Below are 18,190 nucleotides of genomic sequence, written 5' to 3' on the forward strand. Positions count from 1 at the left end.
TTCCGATGAAGGGAAACCGATCGGTTTCCCGTGGCTTCGGGAGTTCTCATGACATCCATCGAAGGTTCGGTCGTCCTGGTCACCGGCGGCAGCCGCGGCATCGGCCGGGCACTGGTGCAGGCCCTCTACGAGCGCGGCGCGTCCAAGGTGTACGCCACCGCACGCGACCCGCGGACCGTCACGCACCCCGACGCGGTGCCGCTGGCGCTGGAAGTGAGCGACCCCGCGTCCGTCGCCGCGGCCGCCGAGCGCGCGCAGGACGTCACCGTCCTGATCAACAACGCGGGCGCGTCCGTGAACGCGAACTTCCTGGACTCGCCCGTCGAGGACGTCCGCCGCGAGTTCGAGACGAACTTCTACGGCCCTCTCCTGGTCACGCGCGCCTTTGTGCCGATCATCGAGCGCAACGGCGGCGGCCACATCCTCAACGTCCACTCGGTGCTGTCGTGGGTGGGGCTCCTGGGCTCCTACAGCGCCTCCAAGGCGGCCTTCTGGTCGCAGACCAACTCCCTGCGCCTCGACCTGAAGCCGCGCGGCATCGACGTCACGGGACTCCATGTCGGTTACGTCGACACCGACATGGCAGCGAAGGTGGACGCGCCGAAGTCCTCGCCCGAGAGCGTCGCGGCGCAGGCCCTCGACGGCATCGAGTCCGGTGCCTTCGAGGTGCTGGCCGACGACCTCACCCGGCAGGTGAAGGCCCAGCTGGCCGAGGACCTGGGCGTGATGTACCCGCAGCTGGTTGCGTAAGGGAGACGGGAACACGGGAACACGGGAACACGGGAACACGGGGAGACGGGGAGGTCGGGAGACGGGGACACGGGGAGGTCGGTCCCGTCCCGCCACCCGGCGGTCAGACCGGCAGCAGGCGGCCGATCAGCCCGCTGAGCTGCCGTACGTTGCGGCACTCGTGCATCTCGACGAGCCCGGCGTACTCGGGCGCCGCCGAGTCCCCCGTACCCCACTGGGAGAGCGGCTCGGGGTTCAACCAGTAGACACGGCGGGCCCGTTCGGAGAACCGCCGGACGGCCGGCAGATTCGGGTCGCCCATGTTCGTACGGGCGTCGCCGAGGACGAACACGGTCGTGCGCGGCCCCACCGCGTCGACGTACCGCTCGGCGAACTCGCCGAACGCGACGCCGTAGTCGCTGCTGCCGTGCCAGCCCGTCAGTGTCGCCTCGGAGCGGATCCGGGCACCCAGCCCCTCCGGATCGGCCGCGCCGTGCACGAGCAGGCCGGTCACCTCGTCGATCCGGTTGACGAACGCGAACACCCGCACCTTGCTGAACTGGTCGTGCAGCGCCTGCACCAACAGCATGGTGAAGTCCGAGAAGCCCGCCACCGAGCCCGACACATCGCACAGCATCACCAGTTCGGGCCGGACGGGGCGGCGCCTGCGCAGCACCGGCCGCATCGGCACTCCGCCCGTGGACAGCGAACCGCGCAGGGTCCGCCGCAGGTCGATGGTGCCGCGCGCGGCCCGGCGACGGCGTGCGGCGAGCCGGGTGGCCAGCTTGCGCGCCAGCGGCTGCACCGTCCTGCGCAGCTCGGCGAGCCGGTCCCGCCCCGCGAACAGGAAGTCCACCCGGTCGGCGGTCGGGGCCACCGCCCGCCGCGCCAACTCGTCCCGGCCGCGCCGCTCGGCGACCCGGCGTCGCGCCTCCGTGGCGACCAGCGCGCGGAACATCTCGATACGCCGCCGGATCTCGTCCTCCAGCAGCCGGTCGGCGAACCCCGCCACGCCGTCCTGGCGCGCCCGGACGCTGTCACGCACGCGCGCCATCAGCGTCTGCGGGCGGAGCCGGTCGAGTGTCTGGTACGACGACCAGCCGTCCGACCCCGGCGAGGAGCCGTATCCCCCGAAGCCGTCCACCGCCTCGATCGCCAGCCGTTCCAGGGTCTCGCGGTCGCCGGCGGCGAGCGCGGCCGCGAGCCGGTCGCGCAGCTCCTCCCGGTCGGCGGCGGGAGCCTCGCTCTCCTGCCCTTCGGGCATCGGTGCCCCGACGAGACGCGGGAAGTACAGGTCGAAGACGGGGTCGAACACCCGACGCTGCCCCGTGCCGTGCAACAGGGTGGCGGCGAGGCCCTCACGCAGCAGTTCGCGGTCGGCCAGGCCGAGCGCCGCCACCGCCTGCGCTGCGTCCACGGTCTCGCCGGTGCCGATCCGCACGCCGTGTGCGCGCAACGCGCCGACCAGCCCCGTCAGCCGCTCGGCCACGCCCGTCGGCGCGCTCACATGGCGTCCAGGTCGAGCTTGGCGGCCGCCTTGAGGATGTCGTCCTGGTGCTTGAGGAGCACGCCGAGGCTGTCACGTACGACGGTCTCGTCGAGGGTGTCGGCCCCGAGCGCGAGCAGCGTGCGCGCCCAGTCGATCGTCTCGGCGACCGAGGGGACCTTCCGCAGGTCCATCTCGCGCAGTGCGCCGACCACCCGCACCACCGACTCCGTCAGGGCCGCGTCCAGACCCGGCACCTTCAGCCGTACGATGCGACGCTCCAACTCCTCCTCCGGGAAGCCGATGTGGAGGAAGAGGCAGCGGCGGCGCAGCGCCTCCGACAGCTCACGGCTTGCGTTCGAGGTGAGAACCACGAAGGGTCGGCTGGTCGCGGCGATCGTGCCGAGCTCGGGGACGGTGACCTGGAAGTCGCTGAGCACCTCCAGCAACAGCCCCTCCACCTCGACGTCGGCCTTGTCGGTCTCGTCGATCAGCAGCACCTTGGGATCGTCGCCGCGGATGGCGGTCAACAGGGGGCGCGCCAGCAGGAACTCCTCGCTGAAGATGTCCGTGCGCGCCTCGTCCCACGTCTCGTCGCGGCCCGCGCTGATGCGCAGCAACTGCTTGGCGTGGTTCCACTCGTACAGCGCCCGGGACTCGTCGACGCCCTCGTAGCACTGGAGCCGGACCAGTCGCGCCCCGGCCACCTGGGCGACGGCCTTGGCGAGTTCGGTCTTGCCGACCCCTGCGGGGCCCTCCACCAGCAGCGGCTTGCCCAGGCGGTCGGCCAGGAAGACCGTGGTCGCGACCGCGGGCGAGGCCAGATAGCCGGTCTCGGCGAGACGCGCCGAGACATCGTCGACGGATGTGAACAGCAACGGGGCCTCCAGCGCGGCACGGCGGGGTGGGACACACTGTCCGATCGCCACTATCCAAGCGCTTGTTCAGCCGCTGTGTCACGTGTGATTGCGCCCACGCGGCCTCGGGAGACCGATCGGTTTCCCCATCTTGTCCCGCGCGGTAACCTGCCCTTATGGCCATTACAGACAAGGCGTCCACCAGGGACCGGTTGCTGGACGCGGCGGCCGACCTGGTCTATCGCGAGGGCGTATCCGTCGGCATCGAGGCGCTGTGCCGGTCGGCCGGTGTCTCGAAGCGGTCGATGTACCAGCTCTTCGAGAGCAAGGACGACGTCCTGGCGGCAAGCCTGGAGCGGCAGATTCCGCGGTACGAGAAGCAGCTCGCGCCGGACCCGGAGGATGCCGGGACGCCGCGCGAGCGCATCCTGGGCGTCTTCGAGCGGGTGGAGGCGGCCTCAGTGCGGCCCGAGTATCGCGGCTGCCTGTTCCTCGCCGCGCTCGTCGAACTCAAGGACCCCGAGCACCCGGCGTCGGTGGTCGCGGGCGGTGCGAAGGGGCGCATGAAAGAGGTGTTCCGTGCGCAGGCCGAGCTGGGGGGTGCGCGTGATCCCGAGCTTCTCGCCCGGCAGCTGATGCTGGTCTTCGACGGCGCGAGCGCCCGGGCCGGTGCCGGGATCGAGACGCTGGAAGGGCTGACCACGACGACGGTGACGGCGCTGCTGGATGCGGGCGGGGTGAAGTAGGCGGGCCCGATGCCCGCCTCGTCGGCACGCTCGTCCACCGACTCGCCCGTCAGGCGTCGACGTTCGGACGTTGACCTTCAGGCACAGGGCGCGGTACCGGGGAACGGCTGGCGGAGCCTGCGGACGACGTGGCCCATGAAGGCGGCGTTCGCGAGGGCGGCGAAGGCGATCCCCGCGAGGTAGAGGGCGGTGAACAGGCCGGTGCTCGTGCCGGAGAGGGTGCCGTCGGGCAGGAGGGTGTACAGCAGGCTCAGCGGGGCGGTCAGCAGCCAGGGCACCACGGCGGCCATGGAGGCGTCGGGGTGGTCGACGAAGAGGGCGTCGAAGAGGAAGTAGCCGGTCGCGGCGGTGACGGCGGCCAGGTAGACACGGGAGAGCCAGTTGTCCGTGGCCCGGATGAGCGCGGTACGGCTGCGGCGCGAGATGTTCATGATGTCCTCCGTCGGATGAAGCCGGTGGCGCGGTCCCCCTCTTCGCCTGGGTGTCGGAGGGGCGTTGACATCACGATGGCGGCTGCGTCCGCGAGCGGGCATGAGTACGACTACTCATCCGATCCGACTGATTCACTCAGGTGGCATACGGGTGTCACGGCCGTGGTCCGTTCTGGCAGGGCACCGGCACCGGCACCGGAGCCGGGACTGTGGCCGGGCGGTGCGCGGCGGGGACCGGGAGAGGCCGGTGGACCGGCACCGCGGCCGGCCATGACAGGGCGATGGAACCCCAGGTCAGGCCCCCGCCGAAGGCGGTGAGCAGGCTGCGCTCGCCGGGCCGTACGAGGTCACGTGCGGCGGTGTCCGCGAGGGCGAGGGGGATGGAGGCGGCGGCGGTGTTGCCGACCTCGGCGATGTTCCCGAAGCGGTGCGGGGTGCCGATGCCGAGCCGGTCGCCCACGGCGTCGAGGATCCGCTGGTTGGCCTGGTGGCCGACGAAGGCACGCACCGACTGCGGCGACCAGCCGGCCCGCTCCAGCACGAGCCGAGAGGAGGCGGTCATCCGGTGCACCGCGTGCCGGTACACCGTACGGCCCTGCATCCGGAAGTACCTTTGGGAACGCGGGAGTTCGCCGTCGGCACGGGGACGACGGGAGCCGCCCGCGGCCACCGTGATCAGTTCGCCGCCCGAGCCGTCGCTGCCGAGGTCGACCGCGCGCAGCGCTCCCGGCTCCGCGGCCCCGCCCTCGCGCAGCACGACCGCCCCGGCCCCGTCGCCGAAGATCACCGCGGTGTCCCGGTCGAGCGGGTCGATGATCGATGTGTACACCTCGGCGCCGATCACGAGCGGGCGGGCGCAGGTCCCCGACGCCATCAGGGATCTCGCCACCGTGACCGCGTACACGAATCCGGAGCAGACCGCCGAGACGTCCATCGCCGGTACCTCGCCGAGCCCCAGGCGATGCGCCACCTCGGGCGCGGTCGCGGGGCAGGGACGGTCCGGCGTCGTCGTCGCCAGCAGTACGAAGTCGGCGCCGTGCCCCGCGGAGTCCAGCGCGGCCCGTCCGGCGGCCACCGCGAGATCACCGGTGCTGGTGCCCGGCTCCACGATCCGGCGCCGTGCGATGCCGGTGCGGGAACGGATCCAGGCGTCCGAGGTGTCCAGCCGGGCGGCCAGGTCGTCATTGCTGACGACGCGCTCCGGCAGGCACGTGCCGATCCCACAGACCACAGCAGCTGACATCACAACCACCTCTCTCCGCGTCAGCTGCCGGTCAGCAGCATGGTGCTCACCTAACCCGTTGTGGATCAAAAGGGACAAGTGCGCTCAGGGGGCGTGCACTTCGGCAAAGAAGCACTCCACCGTCGCGCCGCGCATCGGATGGACGGAATGCGGAATGCCTAGCTCCGGGCGCCCGCCGAACACCACACCCGCCCACCGGATGAGGTGTTTGGCATGGGTGCACGGCGACCGCCGGGCGATGTCAGTGCCTCGGTCCATACTCGGTCCCGCGGAGTCACCTGGGCTGCGCACCGACGGAGGGGGCCCGACATGGCTGAGGTACTGCTGTTCCACCACGCGCACGGACTGACGCCCGGCGTGCACGCGTTCGCCGAGTCGCTCAGGGGAGCCGGACACGCCGTCCACGTGCCGGATCTGTACGAAGGGCGGGTCTTCGAGAACCTGGAGGAGGGCGCCGCGCACGCCCAGGGCATCGGGTTCGGCACCCTCGTCGAGCGCGGCCGGGCCGCCGCGGCCGAGCTGCCCGCCGAGCTGGTGTACGCCGGTTTCTCGCTGGGCGTCCTGCCGGCGCAGTACCTCGCCCAGAACCGGACCGGCGCGAAGGGCGCGCTGCTGTTCCACTCCTGCGTCCCGGCCTCGGAGTTCGGCGGCGGCTGGCCGCAGCAGGTCCCGGTCCAGATCCACGGCATGGAGGCGGACGAGTACTTCGTCGACGAGGGCGACCTCGACGCGGCCCGCGTCCTCGTCGAATCGGCCCCCGACGCCGCCGAACTGTTCCTCTACCCCGGCAAGCAGCACCTGTTCGCCGACAACAGCCTGCCGTCGTACGACGAGCACGCCGCCACCCTGCTCACCCGGCGCGTGCTCGGCCTCCTCGACGGCATCGAGTAGGGGCCCGCCCATGGCAGCGGCACAGTACGGTCCGCACCGGTGGTCGGCGGGGGAGTACGACAGCGACCACACGGACGCGTTCCGCGGTGCGCGCTTCGCGGTCGCCGACCTCACCGCGACGACGTTCGTCGACTGCGACCTGAGCCGGGTCAGGATCGTCGACTCATGGCTCGTCGACGTCGACGTGTCCGGTCACGTCAGCAACTTCGTCGTCAACGGCGTCGACGGCACCGCGTTCGTGGCCGCCGAGCTGGACCAGCGACACCCCGAACGCGTGCAGCTGCGGGGCATGCGGACGGCCGACGACCACCGCGCGATGTGGGACACGATCGAACGGCTCTGGTCGGACGCGGTCACCCGCGCCGAGCGGCTGCCCGAAGCGGCCCGCCACCAACGGGTCCACGACGAGTGGTCGTTCGTCGAGAGCCTGCGCCACCTCGTCTTCGTCACCGACGCCTGGGCGCGCCGCACGATCCTCGACGAGCCGCTGCCGTACCACCCGTTCGGCGTCCCCCAGAGCGCGTATCCGCGCGCGGACGCGGCCGCCCTCGGCATCGACCTGGCCGCGCGTCCGTCGTTCGCGGAGGTGATGTCGGCGCGCGCCGACCGCATGGCGCTGGTACGCGGCCTGGTCGACGCTCTCACCGACTCCGAGCTGGTGATGGACGAGGAGTGCGAGCACCTCCGCTTCGCGGTGCGTGACCTGGCGACGCTGGAGGCGGCGAGTCAGGGCCGGGTCCTGACCGGCTCGCGGGCGGGGCGGGACCGGCTCACGCGTCCAGCCCGCCCCGCTTGACGAGCTGGCGCGCGATCACGTTGCGCTGGATCTCGTTGGTGCCCTCGCCGACGATCATCAGCGGGGCGTCCCGGAAGTAGCGCTCCACGTCGAACTCGGTCGAGTAGCCGTAACCCCCGTGGATGCGAACGGCGTTGAGGGCGATCTGCATGGCGGTCTCGGAGGCGAACAGCTTGGCCATGCCCGCCTCCATGTCCACGCGCCGGCCGGCGTCGGCCTCGCGCGCGGCGTGCAGGGTGAGGTGGCGCGCGGCGGAGAGGGACGTGGCCATGTCCGCGAGATAGTTGCCGATCGACTGGTGCTGCCAGATGGGCTTGCCGAAGGACTCCCGTTCCTGTGCGTACGCGAGCGAGTCCTCCAGGGCCGCCCGGCCGACGCCGAGGGCTCGGGCGGCGACCTGGAGCCGCCCGGTCTCCAGCCCCTTCATCATCTGGGCGAACCCCTCGCCCTCGACTCCGCCCAGGACGGCGTCGGCCGGCACGCGGTGGTCCTCGAAGGACAACTCGCAGCTCTCGACGCCCTTGTAGCCGAGCTTCGGCAGGTCGCGGGAGACGCTGAGCCCGGGGCCGTGCTCGACGAGGAGGACGGACATGCCCCGGTGGGCGGGGGTGGCCTCCGGATCGGTCTTGCACAGCAGGGCGATCAGCCCGGACCGCCGCGAGTTGGTGATCCACGTCTTCGAGCCGTTGACCACATAGCCGTCCGCGGTCCTGCGGGCGAGAGTCCGCATCGCCTGGAGGTCGGACCCGCCGCCGGGTTCGGTCAGAGCCATCGTCGCCCGGACCTCGCCGGTGGCCAGCCGCGGCAGCCAGCGGCGCTTCTGCTCCACGGTGCCGAAGTGCAGCAGGAGTTTGGCCACCACGGTGTGGCCGCCCATCGCGCCCGCCAGGCTCATCCAGCCGCGGGCGAGCTCCTCCGTGACGAACACATAGCAAGAGGTGGAGACCGGTGTGCCGCCGTACTCCTCGGGGACGGCGAGTCCGAAGATCCCGAGCGTCTTCATCCGCTCGATCAGGGCTTCGGGATAGGTGTCGCTGTGTTCGAGTTCCCGGACGACCGGCTTGACGTCCTTGTCGACGAACTCGCGCACGGCGGCGACGGCGAGCCGCTCGTCCTCGGACAGGACGTCGAGAGTGCTCATGCTGTGCCGCTCCTTGAGGGACGGGCGGGGAGGGGAGGAGAGGAAGCGCCGGGCCGGGGATTCAGACGACGCCGTCGGCCCGGAGGGCGTCGATGTCGGCCGCGCTGTGTCCCAGCGCGGTCAGGATCGTGTCGGTGTGCTCGCCGACGGCGGGAACGGCGTCCATACGGGGAGTGACCCCGCTCAGGTCGACGGGCGGCAGCAGCGCCGGCACCGGCCCCGCGCCCCCGGGCAGTCGTACGTCCTGCCAGCGGTCGCGCTCCTCGAGTACGGGGTGGGTGAGGAACTCCTCGACCGTGTTCACACCGGAGTTGGCGATGGCCGCCGAGTCCAGCAGCTTCATCGCCTCCTGACTGTCCAGCGCGCGGAACCGCTCGGCCACGATCGCGTTCAGCTCCTCCCGGTGGGACACGCGGTCCGAGCCGGTGGCGAAACGCGGGTCGTCGACGAGGTCAGGGCGCCCCAGGAACCGCTCGCACAGCGCCGCCCACTCGCGCTCGTTCTGGATCGAGAAGAGCACGTCCTTGCCGTCGGCCGCGGGGTAGGCGCCGTACGGGGCGATGGTGGCGTGCTGGGTACCGAGCCGTGGCGGCTGGGTGCCGCCGTGGCGCGTGTAGTACGCCGGCTGCCCCATCCACTCCGCCAGCGCCTCGAACAGCGAGACCTCCACCGCGCGGGCGACTCCCGTGGTGGCGCGCGTGAACAGGGCGGTGAGGACGCCCGAGTAGGCGTACATCCCGGCCGCGATGTCGGCGATCGACACCCCGGCCCGGGCGGACCCGTGCTCGTTCCCCGTCAGGGAGACCAGCCCGGTCTGGCACTGCACGAGCAGGTCGTACGCCTTGCGATCGGCCCAGGGCCCGCTGGTCCCGTATCCGGAGATGGTGCACGGGATCAGAGACGGATACCGCTCCCGCAGCGCCGGGGCGCCAAGTCCCAGCCGGGTGGCCGCGCCAGGCGCCAGGTTCTGGACGAAGACGTCGGCACCGGCGAGGAGCCGCTCCAGGATGTCCCGGCCCCGGGCCGACTTCAGGTCCAGGGTCAGGGACTCCTTGGAGCGGTTGAGCCAGACGAAGTAGCTGGACTCGCCGTGCACGGTGGTGTCGTAGCGACGGGCGAAGTCCCCGCCTCCCGGGCGTTCCACCTTGATCACCCGGGCGCCGAGGTCGGCCAGCTGACGGGTGGCGTAGGGCGCCGCCACCGCCTGTTCGACGCTGACGACGGTGATACCGGAGAGCGGAAGCGCTTCGGAGAGCTCGGTCATGGGGCGACCTCCAGAGGCTGGCCGGGAGACCGCGGCGACGCGGCCGTGATGCCATCATGGTCGCTCATGGAGGCCTCGGTGAAATAGCAAGACCTGATGGCTCCATACCGGATGCGGATACGGATACGGATGTGGGCGCCGCCGAAGCTGCGGATGCGCGTGCGGGGACACGGATGCACGGGAGGCAGCGGTGGACGTGAAGCAGCTCAAGGCGCTCGTGACCGTCGCCGAGGTCGGCAGCGTCACGCGGGCGGCGGAACTGCTGCACCTGGTCCAGCCCGCGGTCACCCGGCAGATCCGCACGCTGGAGGAGGAACTCGGCGTCGCCCTGTTCGAGCGCACCCGCCAGGGCATGCGCCCCACCGAGGCCGGCACCCTCATGGTCGAACGCGCCCGCCGCGCCCTGAACGAACTGGAGCGGGCCCGCGCCGAGATCCAGCCGGCCCCGGGGGCGGTCACCGGCATCGTGACCGTGGGTCTCCTGGAGAGCGCGACCGACCTGCTGGCGGAGCCGCTCGTGTCCGCCCTCGCCCGCGACCGGCCCGGTATCGAACTGCGCCTGATGACCGCGTACTCCGGCCATCTCCAGCAGTGGCTCGACGACGGCGACCTGGACCTGAGCCTGCTCTACAACCTGGCCGGCACCCCGTCGCTGAACGCCCATCCCCTCGTCCGCGAGCACCTGTGGGCCGTCGCGCCGCCGGACGGCGGCCTGCGCCCCGAACGGCCCGTCGCCTTCGCGCGGGTAGCCGCCCACCCGCTGGTGATGCCCACGGCAGGTCACGCGCTGCGCAGCCTGATCGACGGGGCCGCCGCCCGTGCCGGAGCGAAGCTGGACGTGGCCGTGCAGACCAACTCCATGCGCGTACAGAAGCGGCTCGTCCTGGCCGGTCACGGCTGGACGATCCTGCCGGGCGTGGGTATTGCCGAGGACGTCGCCGCGGGCACCCTGAGCGCCGCGCCGCTGACCGAGCCGGACGTGTGGCGCTCGATCGTCCTCGGGATGCCGAGGACGGGGCGTACCCCACCGGCCGTCGAGGTCGTCGCCCGCGAGCTGACCCGCCAGGTCCGCACGGCCGTACACGAGGGCAGATGGCCCGCCGCACAGCTGCTCGCGCAGGGCGCGGCGACCGAGGGGGAGTGAAGTGCGAAGAGGCATCAGAACCCTCCATTGTCCGACTTCGTCCATCAGCGCACATGATGGAGGCATGCAGCGCACCCCAGGCCCGCTCCGGTCCTCCGTGGAGTCATGGGCTCCCGAGGCGGTGACCGACGTGGACGACCTGTCCGCCGCCCCGGTCGCCGCGCTGTCGGCCCTCCTGGACGAGCCCGCACCCGTCGCCACCACCGGCGACCCCCTGCCGCCCCTGTGGCACTGGCTCTACTTCCTGCGCTGGCCGGCCCAGCGGGACCTCGGAGCCGACGGCCACCCCCGGCACGGGCACTTCCTCCCGCCGATCCCCGACCGGCAGCGGATGGTCGCCGGAGGGCGGTGCACGGTCGAGGAGCCGCTGCGCCTCGGCGAGCGCGCCGAGCGCGTCAGCAGCCTGGGGACCGTGACCGCCAAGCGGGGCAGGAGCGGCGAACTCCTCTTCGTGACCCAGCGCCACGAACTCCGCCAGCGCGGCCGTACCTGTCTCATCGAGGAACAGGACCTCGTCTACCGTTCCGGCCGTACTTCGACTCCCCACACCCAGGCGGCACTCGACCCCTCGGCGGCACCCCGGCCGGACGGCCACTGGCACCTTCCCCTGCACCCCGACCCGCCCCTGCTGTTCCGGTTCAGCGCGCTCACCGCGAACGCCCACCGCATCCACTACGACGCGCCGTACGCCCGGGACGTCGAGGGCTATCCCGGGCTCGTCGTGCACGGCCCGCTCCTGGCCCTCCTGATGCTGGAACTGGTGCGCCGCGACGCCCCCTCCCGGCAGGTCCGTTCCCTGTCCTACCGGCTGCGCAGCCCCGTCTTCGCCGGCGAACACCTGCTGGCCCGCGGGACGTCCCGCGACGACCGCGCCGACCTGTCCGTCGCCACCCACCGGGACGCCGCGCACGCCACGGCCGAGGTGACGTTCACCGAGCGCTGAGCCCTCGGGTATCCCGATCAGGGTGTGGCCGGCCCTCGCGGAGGAGCCCAATACTCGGCGCATGGACGGAAAACGACAGCTGGGTGAGTTCCTGCGGGCGCGCCGCTCGCAACTGCGGCCCGAGGACCTCGGCGTGGTCACGTACGGCGAACGCCGTCGCGTGCCGGGACTGCGGCGCGAGGAACTGGCCCGGCTCGCCGGGGTGAGCGAGTCGTACTACGCGCGGCTGGAGCAGGGGCAGTCCCAGGCCTCCCCGGACGTCCTGGACGCGATCGCCCAGGCATTGCGGCTGAGCGAGGCCGAACGACGGCACCTGCGGGAACTGTCCGCCGGAGCCCGGCGCCGGCCCCGAACGCGCCGCCCGGCGCCGGAACGGGTCTCACCCGCGGTCGCCCAACTCCTGGGCGTGCTCCCGGAGGTGCCCGTGGTGGTGACGGGCCGGTACAGCGACGTACTGGCGTGGAACCGCGCGGGGCACGCGCTGTACGCCGGACACCTCGACCCGGACGGCCCGGACCGGCCGGGTGACCGTCCCAACATGGCCCGGCTGGTGTTCCTCGACGCCCACACGCGCGATCTGTACGCGGACTGGCCGGCCAAGGCCAGAGCCGTCGTGGGGACCTTGCGCCTGGCGTCCGGGCAGTACCCCGACGACCCGGCACTCGCCTCGCTCGTCGGTGAACTGACCCTCAACAGTGCCGAGTTCGCAGCGATGTGGGCCGACCACCGGGTCAAGACCAGTGACGTCGCGGTCTACGCGATGCGGCATCCGCTGGTCGGCGCCATGGACGTCACCCAGCAGACACTGCACACCGAACAGGGACAGTACGTCGTCGTCGCGACCACCGAGGCCGACTCGCCGTCCCGGGCCGCCATGACCCTCCTCACCCACAGCACGGCGGCGGCCGGCCCGTCCACCGTGCGCCCGAAAACCATCGCGAAGGAAACAGCGAAAGAAGCATGAGAAAGAAACTGACCGCACGCACACTGACCGCACTCGCCTGCACGGTCACGGCCGCCGGAATGACCGTAGTGACCGCCCTCACCGCGTCCCCCGCGGGGGCCTCCACCGGGCCGCTCGCGAAGCCCCGTATCGCCGCGCACTTCGACCTGGCACGGGGGCAGATGCCGGAGAACATCGCGCTGGAGCCCGACGGCACGGCCGACGTCACCTTCGCGGCCGCCCGGCAGGTGGCCGCTGTCACCACAGCGGGCGCGACCCGCGTCCTGGCCACCCTGCCGGCCCCCGCCGACGGCGGAGTGCACACCCCGGTCCTCGGCTTCGCCCTGACCACCGGCATCGCCCGCGCCCACGACGGAACGCTGTACTTCCTCTACGCCACCGGCACTTCCGACCTGACCGGCCTGTGGCGGCTGCGCCCGGGCGGCACCCCGCAGCGCATCGCCGGCCTCCCCGCGGACGGCCTGCCCAACGGACTGGTGCTGGACGAACACCGCGGCAGGCTCTACGCCGCCGACTCCGTACTGGGGAAGATCTACACCGTCCCCACGAAGGGTTCCACCGATATTGAACCGGCCACCTGGTCCGCCGCCCCCGAACTCGCCTCGACCGGCTTCCTCGGCGTCAACGGTCTGAAGATCCACGACAACGCGCTGTGGGCGACCAACCTCGACCGGGGCACCGTGCTGCGCATCCCGTTCGGCCCGGGCGGCGAGCCCGGCCCCGTCCGGATCCGGGCGACGGATCTCACCGGCATCGACGACTTCGCCTTCACCGGCCACGGCGACGAGATCCTGGCCGCGCTCAACGGCCCCGGCACGGTCGTACGCATCCGCCGCGACGGCACCTCGTCGACCGTGCTCACCGCCGCCGACGGCCTGCAGAACCCGACCTCCGTCGCGCTGCGCCGAGGCACGCTCTACGTGCTCAGCGCCGCCTACACCACGTCCACCGACCCCAACCTGCTGCTGGCTCCCGCGTCGATCGGAAGGAGCCGGAAGTAGTTCGTCCGAGTCTCAACTCCTCGAGCAGTGCCCGCGCCCCGGTCTTTGAGGGGCGCGGGCACTGCTCGACCAGCCCCCACGCACCCGCACCCGACAAAGCTCCGCGGGACTACCGCTCGTCGTCGAAGGTCACGACGACCTTCTCCGCCGCACCGGGTGTCAGCGCGAGCTCGAACGCGTGCTTGGCGTCACCGAAGGGGACACGGTGGCTGATGAGCTTGGCGAAGCGCTCGTGGTGCTCGACGAGTTCGGGGGTGACCTCGAAGATCTCGGTGGGGTAGCCCTGCGAGGCGATGAGCGTCAGCTCACTGCGGAGCATCCCGCCGAGATCGATCGCGTCGGACTTCTTCTGCACGGCCACCATGACCAGCTTGGCCCCCCACTTCGCCGACTCGACCGTGGTGTTGATGACGGCGGCGACACCGGCCGCGTCGATGTAGATGTCGGTGTCGGGACGGGGCTGCCCGAGCGCGTTCGCGGCCTGGCCGTGCAGCTCGGTCAGCCGCTCGGTCACGTTCTCCTCGGCGGAGTTGATGACGGCGTCGGCACCGACGGCGAGCGCGGTCTCCAGGCGCTCGGGGATGACGTCGGCGACCGTGACGTGCCGGACGCCCCGCAGCTTCAGCCAGATCGCCGCGCCGAGACCGATCGGACCGGCGCCGAAGATCACGACCTTGTCGGTCGGCCCGGCCCCGGACCGGTTGACGCAGTGGCGGGCCACGGCCATGGGCTCGTTGAGGGCCGCGACGTCGAAGGGAACGGTCCCGGGGAACACGGCGACGCTCTTGCCGATCTCGGCGTTCTCGATGAGGAGGTACTCGGTGAGGGCGCCGTACTTGCCGCCGCAGCCGATGATGCCGGAAGGGGCGTCCTGGGGGTTGACCACCACACGGTCGCCCACCTTCAGGTCCTCGACCTCGGCGCCGACCTCGACGATCTCACCCGCGGGCTCGTGACCGAGGGGGATGGAGACCATGGAGCCGTCGGGGCCGAAGGGCGCGCCGCCGATGTGCAGGAAGAAGGTGTCGGTTCCACAGATGCCACAGGCGCGGATGCGCATGAGGACGTCCTTGGGACCGGGTACGGGGCGCTCGACCTCGACGATGTCGATGGCGTTGACGGGGCCGGTCTGTACGGACTTCATGGTGGCCATGGAGGGATTCACTTTCTGAAGACGCTGCGACAGTTGCTTGCTTCTGGCTCGGACGAGCCGGGACCGGTGCGCGCGGTTCGCGACCCGATCGGATTCAGGGGCCGTCATCAGACGGCGGACAGGGGAGAGATGACGCGGATCGGTGCCCTCGGGCCCGGCGGCGGACGGGGGGAGTGAACCGGCCGCCGGGCCCGGGGCTGCGCCGTCCCCCGTCCCCACGGGTTCGGCGCGGCGAGGCCGCCTCCGCTCGAGGAGGCCCCGGTCTGTGTGTCGGCCACTGGCTTACTTGAGTCAGGCAAACATATGTGAAGTACTTGAGTCAAGCAAATGGTTTCTAAGTTACTTGACTCAGGCAATCAGATGTTAGACTGGGCCCATGCCCACACTCCCGCCCGCAGACGTCCCCGTCTCGACCGCCATGATGGAGATCGAGCGTGCCCTGAGCCGCATCACCTATCTGGCCAGAGGGATCCGCCAGCACGATCGGCTGATGGCGCTGGCCGGAGTGGCGCTGGACCGCGCTGCGACGGCGCTGCTGCGGCAGATCGCCGACTCCGAGCCCATGCGTCCCGGCGAGCTGGCGGCCCGTCTTGCCGTGGAGGCGTCCCACATCACCCGGCAGGTGCAGCAACTGCAGAAGGCCGGTCTCGTGACCCGGGTTCCGGACCCCGACGACCGCCGTGCGCAGCGCATTCAGATCACCCCGGCAGGCGAGGAAGCGGTCCACCGCATCCGCGAGGCGAGTACGCGCGGTATGCAGATGGCTCTGGCGGACTGGTCGCCGCAGGAGTTGCGGCAGCTCGCCGGCCTGTTCCACCGGATGGTGGACGACTTCCTCTCCTACGCCATCGAGGACGAGGAGACCCCCCGGGAGGCCGCCGGGGCTGCCCACCCGGCCTGATCCACCGTTCAACAGCAACCCACGCACCCCGCCGAACCGCCCGCGGCAACCCGCACCACCCCCAGCCCGACCACTCGGAAGTGCCGCCCCTGGAGCCCGCTCAGAAGTGCCGCGGCACACTCCACGGTGGCGGACGTCCCTTCGGGGACCCGTGGAGGAGCCCCCGTGAGTGCACCGTTCCCACTCACTCGTACGCGTCCGACGTACCGCCCCCGCCGCACGGCGGCCGGCGGAGACCTCGGACCGCGCTCCTCTCGTCGCCCGGTGTCGCTCCCGCGTGAAGTTCGGCCCTACACGAATGGTCTTTCCATGTCACGAATGGTCTTTCCATGTACGGATACGTGAGTGAGCGGCGGTCGCCGGTGCGTGGGCAGGGTCAGCATGTCCTCGTGGTCGTCGAGGGCCCCGAAATCATCGAACTGCTGTCGACCACACTGGAATTGGCGGGCTATCACGTCAAAGTCGCGGCCGACGGCGCCGAGTTGACGGCCCAGCTCGCTGAGCACCGCTTCGACCTGGTGGTCCTCGACGCGATGACGACCGACCTGGGCGGCGTCCCCCGCAGGCACCGGCTCGCGCCCACCGGGCGGCCGCCCGTGCTGTTCCTCACCGAGTGCGACTCCCTGGGCAGTCTCATCCCCGATCTCGGCCTGGGCGAGGTGGACTACGTCACCAAGCCCTTCCGGATCGCCGAGGTGCTGGCCCGGGTGCAGGTACTGCTGCGCGGCAGGGGCGCGGGGCGCGGGGACGGCTCGCCGCACTATGGCGACCTGGTCCTCGACGACGCGGCCTGTCAGGCGCGGCGCGGACAGCGGGCGCTCGATCTCACCCCCGCCGAGTATCGGCTGCTGCGGCATCTGCTGGTCAACGCGGAACAGGTCTTCTCGAAGAACCAGATCAGCCGGCACGTCTGGGGTGAGGTCCGTGCCGAGAACGCGATCGAGAAGCTCGTGTCCCGCCTTCGACGCAAGGTGAACCAGGAGGAACCGGCCCTCATCCACACCCGCCGGGGCTTCGGCTACTGGTTAGGTCGCGCCACCCTCTGATACCGCAACCGTGTGACCTCGATCACGTCAGCTTGAAGTCAGGGAAAAGGCCGGAAGGCGTCAGCCCGGTTCGGTTGCCTGGGCTCAACCAGGTCTACAACCGGGTCTTCGACTGGCTTGTTCCGGCCTGCGGCTGAGGTCGGACCCCACGACCGAGGAGTGACATGGCCGACACACAAAGGCGTGGTGATCCGGCTGATGGACAGGCGAGGCGGATTCTGGTCGTCGGCGCCTCGACCGCCGGGCTCGCGGCGGTGGAGACACTGCGCAGGGAGGGGTACGACGGCACGCTCACCCTGGTCGGTGAGGAGGCGCACGCGCCGTACGACCGGCCGCCGCTGTCGAAGCAGGTCCTCGGCGCGCAGTGGGAGCCCGAATGGCTGGCGCTGCGCGCGCAGGCGGAGTTGGACGGGCTCGATCTCGATCTGAGACTGGGGGTCGCCGCGACGGCTCTCGACGCGGCCGCCCGTACGGTCCTGCTCGCCGACGGCACACACCTGTCGTACGACGGTCTGATCGTGGCCACCGGGGTGCGCCCGCGCAGGCTCCCCGGCGAGGGCGCGCACGTACTGCGCACGGTGGACGACGCGCTCACCCTCCGGGAACGGCTGGGGCACGGGCGGCGACTCGTGATCGTCGGTGCCGGGTTCCTCGGTGCGGAGGCCGCCGCCGTGGCGCGCGGCATGGGCGCGGAGGTCACGCTTCTCGAACCGGCACCGGTTGCGCTGGCGCACGCGGTGGGCGAGGAGGTCGGACGGGTGTTCTCGGCGGCCCACCTGGAGCACGGCGTCGATCTACGGACCGGTGTGATCGTCACCGAGGTGACGGAGGACGGTGTGCGGCTCGCGGGCGGTGAACTCGTGGACGCCGACGAGGTGTTGGTCGCGATCGGGTGTGTGCCGAACACCGGGTGGCTCGAGGGCAGCGGCCTCAAGGTGGCCGACGGCCTGGTGTGCGACCAGTTCTGCGCGGCCGGGCCGGGGGTGTACGGGGCGGGGGACGTCGCCCGTTGGTACAACCCGTTGTTCGGTACGTCGATGCGGATCGAGCACCGGACCAATGCCGCCGAGCAGGGCGGCACCGCCGCCTACAACCTGCTCCACCCCGAGGCCCGCAGGCCCTTCGCCCCGATGCCGTACTTCTGGTCGGACCAGTACGACATGAAGGTGCAGGCGTTCGGCCATCTGCGCGGGCACGACGAGATCGTCGTGGTGGAGGGCGAGATGAGCGAGCGTCGGTTCCTGGCCATCTACCGCACCGGTGACCGGCTGGCCGGAGCCCTCGCGGTCGGCATGCCGCCGAAGGCCATGCGTCCCTGGCGGCAGGCCATTGCCACCGGCACCAGCTGGCACGAGGCGATACGGGCGTGGGCATGGGCGACGGACGCCGATGCCAAGGAGGTCGTCCACGGCGAGCCGTCGTTCTGAGCACCGCCCGCAGGCGGGCCCGCGTGT

Annotated in this window: 18 protein-coding genes; 11 read left to right on the forward strand and 7 right to left on the reverse strand. The window is 71.3% G+C overall.

The features are described 5' to 3' along the window. The first annotated feature begins 48 nt into the window (after nucleotides 1–48). Nucleotides 49–750, forward strand: coding sequence for an SDR family oxidoreductase (locus tag ACFZDJ_RS24250; RefSeq protein ID WP_390929563.1), 702 nt, complete (start codon nucleotides 49–51; stop codon nucleotides 748–750). A gap of 103 nt (nucleotides 751–853) precedes the next feature. On the opposite strand, the gene ACFZDJ_RS24255 is transcribed toward ACFZDJ_RS24250, so the two are convergent. After that, entirely contained in the window at nucleotides 854–2,236 is a 1,383-nt protein-coding gene (locus ACFZDJ_RS24255) for a VWA domain-containing protein (RefSeq protein ID WP_391061348.1), read from the reverse strand. Beyond that, complete coding sequence (locus ACFZDJ_RS24260) at nucleotides 2,233–3,090, reverse strand: MoxR family ATPase (RefSeq protein WP_168518105.1); 858 nt, start codon at nucleotides 3,088–3,090, stop codon at nucleotides 2,233–2,235. The genes ACFZDJ_RS24255 and ACFZDJ_RS24260 overlap by 4 nt, the downstream gene beginning before the upstream one ends. A 158-nt stretch (nucleotides 3,091–3,248) precedes the next feature. Between ACFZDJ_RS24260 and ACFZDJ_RS24265 the strand changes: the two genes are divergently transcribed. Further along, entirely contained in the window at nucleotides 3,249–3,818 is a 570-nt protein-coding gene (locus tag ACFZDJ_RS24265; RefSeq protein WP_391061351.1) for a TetR family transcriptional regulator, read from the forward strand. Nucleotides 3,819–3,895: 77 nt separating this feature from the next. On the opposite strand, the gene ACFZDJ_RS24270 is transcribed toward ACFZDJ_RS24265, so the two are convergent. After that, on the reverse strand, nucleotides 3,896–4,249 hold the full coding sequence (locus tag ACFZDJ_RS24270) for an SCO4225 family membrane protein (RefSeq protein ID WP_391061353.1): 354 nt from the start codon (nucleotides 4,247–4,249) through the stop codon (nucleotides 3,896–3,898). A 154-nt stretch (nucleotides 4,250–4,403) separates the two neighbouring features. Beyond that, nucleotides 4,404–5,492, reverse strand: a complete 1,089-nt coding sequence (locus tag ACFZDJ_RS24275; protein WP_391061356.1) for a beta-ketoacyl-ACP synthase 3 — start codon at nucleotides 5,490–5,492, stop codon at nucleotides 4,404–4,406. A gap of 309 nt (nucleotides 5,493–5,801) precedes the next feature. Here ACFZDJ_RS24275 and ACFZDJ_RS24280 point away from each other — a divergent pair, with 309 nt between their 5' ends. Continuing rightward, on the forward strand, nucleotides 5,802–6,383 hold the full coding sequence (locus ACFZDJ_RS24280; protein ID WP_391061358.1) for a dienelactone hydrolase family protein: 582 nt from the start codon (nucleotides 5,802–5,804) through the stop codon (nucleotides 6,381–6,383). 10 nt (nucleotides 6,384–6,393) lie between these two features. Next, a complete protein-coding gene (locus ACFZDJ_RS24285; RefSeq protein ID WP_391061361.1) occupies nucleotides 6,394–7,179 on the forward strand; it encodes a DinB family protein in 786 nt (261 codons plus the stop codon). On the opposite strand, the gene ACFZDJ_RS24290 is transcribed toward ACFZDJ_RS24285, so the two are convergent. After that, a complete protein-coding gene (locus tag ACFZDJ_RS24290) occupies nucleotides 7,154–8,320 on the reverse strand; it encodes an acyl-CoA dehydrogenase family protein (RefSeq protein ID WP_391061364.1) in 1,167 nt (388 codons plus the stop codon). The genes ACFZDJ_RS24285 and ACFZDJ_RS24290 overlap by 26 nt on opposite strands. A gap of 61 nt (nucleotides 8,321–8,381) precedes the next feature. Continuing rightward, a complete protein-coding gene (locus ACFZDJ_RS24295; protein ID WP_390929551.1) occupies nucleotides 8,382–9,584 on the reverse strand; it encodes a CoA transferase in 1,203 nt (400 codons plus the stop codon). A gap of 190 nt (nucleotides 9,585–9,774) precedes the next feature. Here ACFZDJ_RS24295 and ACFZDJ_RS24300 point away from each other — a divergent pair, with 190 nt between their 5' ends. The 4 genes from ACFZDJ_RS24300 (at nucleotide 9,775) to ACFZDJ_RS24315 (ending at nucleotide 13,636) form a co-directional block, all read left to right on the forward strand. Then, nucleotides 9,775–10,728: a LysR substrate-binding domain-containing protein gene (locus ACFZDJ_RS24300; protein ID WP_391061367.1), complete on the forward strand. Its 954-nt coding sequence runs from the start codon at nucleotides 9,775–9,777 to the stop codon at nucleotides 10,726–10,728. A 64-nt stretch (nucleotides 10,729–10,792) separates the two neighbouring features. Beyond that, nucleotides 10,793–11,671 (forward strand): hypothetical protein, encoded by an 879-nt coding sequence (locus ACFZDJ_RS24305; RefSeq protein ID WP_384925890.1) that lies wholly within the window; start codon nucleotides 10,793–10,795, stop codon nucleotides 11,669–11,671. A gap of 61 nt (nucleotides 11,672–11,732) precedes the next feature. Continuing rightward, nucleotides 11,733–12,635 (forward strand): helix-turn-helix domain-containing protein, encoded by a 903-nt coding sequence (locus ACFZDJ_RS24310; RefSeq protein ID WP_391061371.1) that lies wholly within the window; start codon nucleotides 11,733–11,735, stop codon nucleotides 12,633–12,635. Continuing rightward, nucleotides 12,632–13,636: a hypothetical protein gene (locus ACFZDJ_RS24315; RefSeq protein WP_391061373.1), complete on the forward strand. Its 1,005-nt coding sequence runs from the start codon at nucleotides 12,632–12,634 to the stop codon at nucleotides 13,634–13,636. Before ACFZDJ_RS24310 ends, ACFZDJ_RS24315 begins: the two co-directional genes overlap by 4 nt. Before the next feature lie 109 nt (nucleotides 13,637–13,745). Here the strand turns inward: ACFZDJ_RS24315 and ACFZDJ_RS24320 are convergent, their stop codons facing one another. Further along, nucleotides 13,746–14,789, reverse strand: a complete 1,044-nt coding sequence (locus tag ACFZDJ_RS24320; protein WP_391061376.1) for a zinc-binding dehydrogenase — start codon at nucleotides 14,787–14,789, stop codon at nucleotides 13,746–13,748. A gap of 376 nt (nucleotides 14,790–15,165) precedes the next feature. Between ACFZDJ_RS24320 and ACFZDJ_RS24325 the strand changes: the two genes are divergently transcribed. The 3 genes from ACFZDJ_RS24325 (at nucleotide 15,166) to ACFZDJ_RS24335 (ending at nucleotide 18,163) form a co-directional block, all read left to right on the forward strand. Continuing rightward, nucleotides 15,166–15,690 carry a MarR family transcriptional regulator gene (locus ACFZDJ_RS24325; RefSeq protein ID WP_390929540.1) on the forward strand — a complete coding sequence of 175 codons (525 nt, stop codon included), beginning with the start codon at nucleotides 15,166–15,168 and terminating at the stop codon, nucleotides 15,688–15,690. Nucleotides 15,691–16,019: 329 nt separating this feature from the next. Continuing rightward, on the forward strand, nucleotides 16,020–16,736 hold the full coding sequence (locus ACFZDJ_RS24330; protein ID WP_391061379.1) for a winged helix-turn-helix domain-containing protein: 717 nt from the start codon (nucleotides 16,020–16,022) through the stop codon (nucleotides 16,734–16,736). Nucleotides 16,737–16,900: 164 nt separating this feature from the next. Continuing rightward, a complete protein-coding gene (locus ACFZDJ_RS24335; protein ID WP_391061382.1) occupies nucleotides 16,901–18,163 on the forward strand; it encodes an FAD-dependent oxidoreductase in 1,263 nt (420 codons plus the stop codon). The last annotated feature ends 27 nt before the right edge of the window (nucleotides 18,164–18,190 follow it).

Origin of the sequence: Streptomyces sp. NPDC007896 (assembly GCF_042959425.1) — a bacterium.
Classification (GTDB): Bacteria; Actinomycetota; Actinomycetes; order Streptomycetales; family Streptomycetaceae; genus Streptomyces.

Coding starts and splice junctions, on each gene's coding strand:
- ACFZDJ_RS24250 (WP_390929563.1), top strand. CDS start 49: ATGACATCCATCGAAGGTTCGGTCGTCCTGGTCACCGGCGGCAGCCGC.
- ACFZDJ_RS24265 (WP_391061351.1), top strand. CDS start 3,249: ATGGCCATTACAGACAAGGCGTCCACCAGGGACCGGTTGCTGGACGCG.
- ACFZDJ_RS24270 (WP_391061353.1), bottom strand. CDS start 4,249: ATGAACATCTCGCGCCGCAGCCGTACCGCGCTCATCCGGGCCACGGAC.
- ACFZDJ_RS24275 (WP_391061356.1), bottom strand. CDS start 5,492: ATGTCAGCTGCTGTGGTCTGTGGGATCGGCACGTGCCTGCCGGAGCGC.
- ACFZDJ_RS24280 (WP_391061358.1), top strand. CDS start 5,802: ATGGCTGAGGTACTGCTGTTCCACCACGCGCACGGACTGACGCCCGGC.
- ACFZDJ_RS24285 (WP_391061361.1), top strand. CDS start 6,394: ATGGCAGCGGCACAGTACGGTCCGCACCGGTGGTCGGCGGGGGAGTAC.
- ACFZDJ_RS24290 (WP_391061364.1), bottom strand. CDS start 8,320: ATGAGCACTCTCGACGTCCTGTCCGAGGACGAGCGGCTCGCCGTCGCC.
- ACFZDJ_RS24295 (WP_390929551.1), bottom strand. CDS start 9,584: ATGACCGAGCTCTCCGAAGCGCTTCCGCTCTCCGGTATCACCGTCGTC.
- ACFZDJ_RS24305 (WP_384925890.1), top strand. CDS start 10,793: ATGCAGCGCACCCCAGGCCCGCTCCGGTCCTCCGTGGAGTCATGGGCT.
- ACFZDJ_RS24310 (WP_391061371.1), top strand. CDS start 11,733: ATGGACGGAAAACGACAGCTGGGTGAGTTCCTGCGGGCGCGCCGCTCG.
- ACFZDJ_RS24315 (WP_391061373.1), top strand. CDS start 12,632: ATGAGAAAGAAACTGACCGCACGCACACTGACCGCACTCGCCTGCACG.
- ACFZDJ_RS24320 (WP_391061376.1), bottom strand. CDS start 14,789: ATGGCCACCATGAAGTCCGTACAGACCGGCCCCGTCAACGCCATCGAC.
- ACFZDJ_RS24325 (WP_390929540.1), top strand. CDS start 15,166: ATGCCCACACTCCCGCCCGCAGACGTCCCCGTCTCGACCGCCATGATG.
- ACFZDJ_RS24330 (WP_391061379.1), top strand. CDS start 16,020: ATGTACGGATACGTGAGTGAGCGGCGGTCGCCGGTGCGTGGGCAGGGT.
- ACFZDJ_RS24335 (WP_391061382.1), top strand. CDS start 16,901: ATGGCCGACACACAAAGGCGTGGTGATCCGGCTGATGGACAGGCGAGG.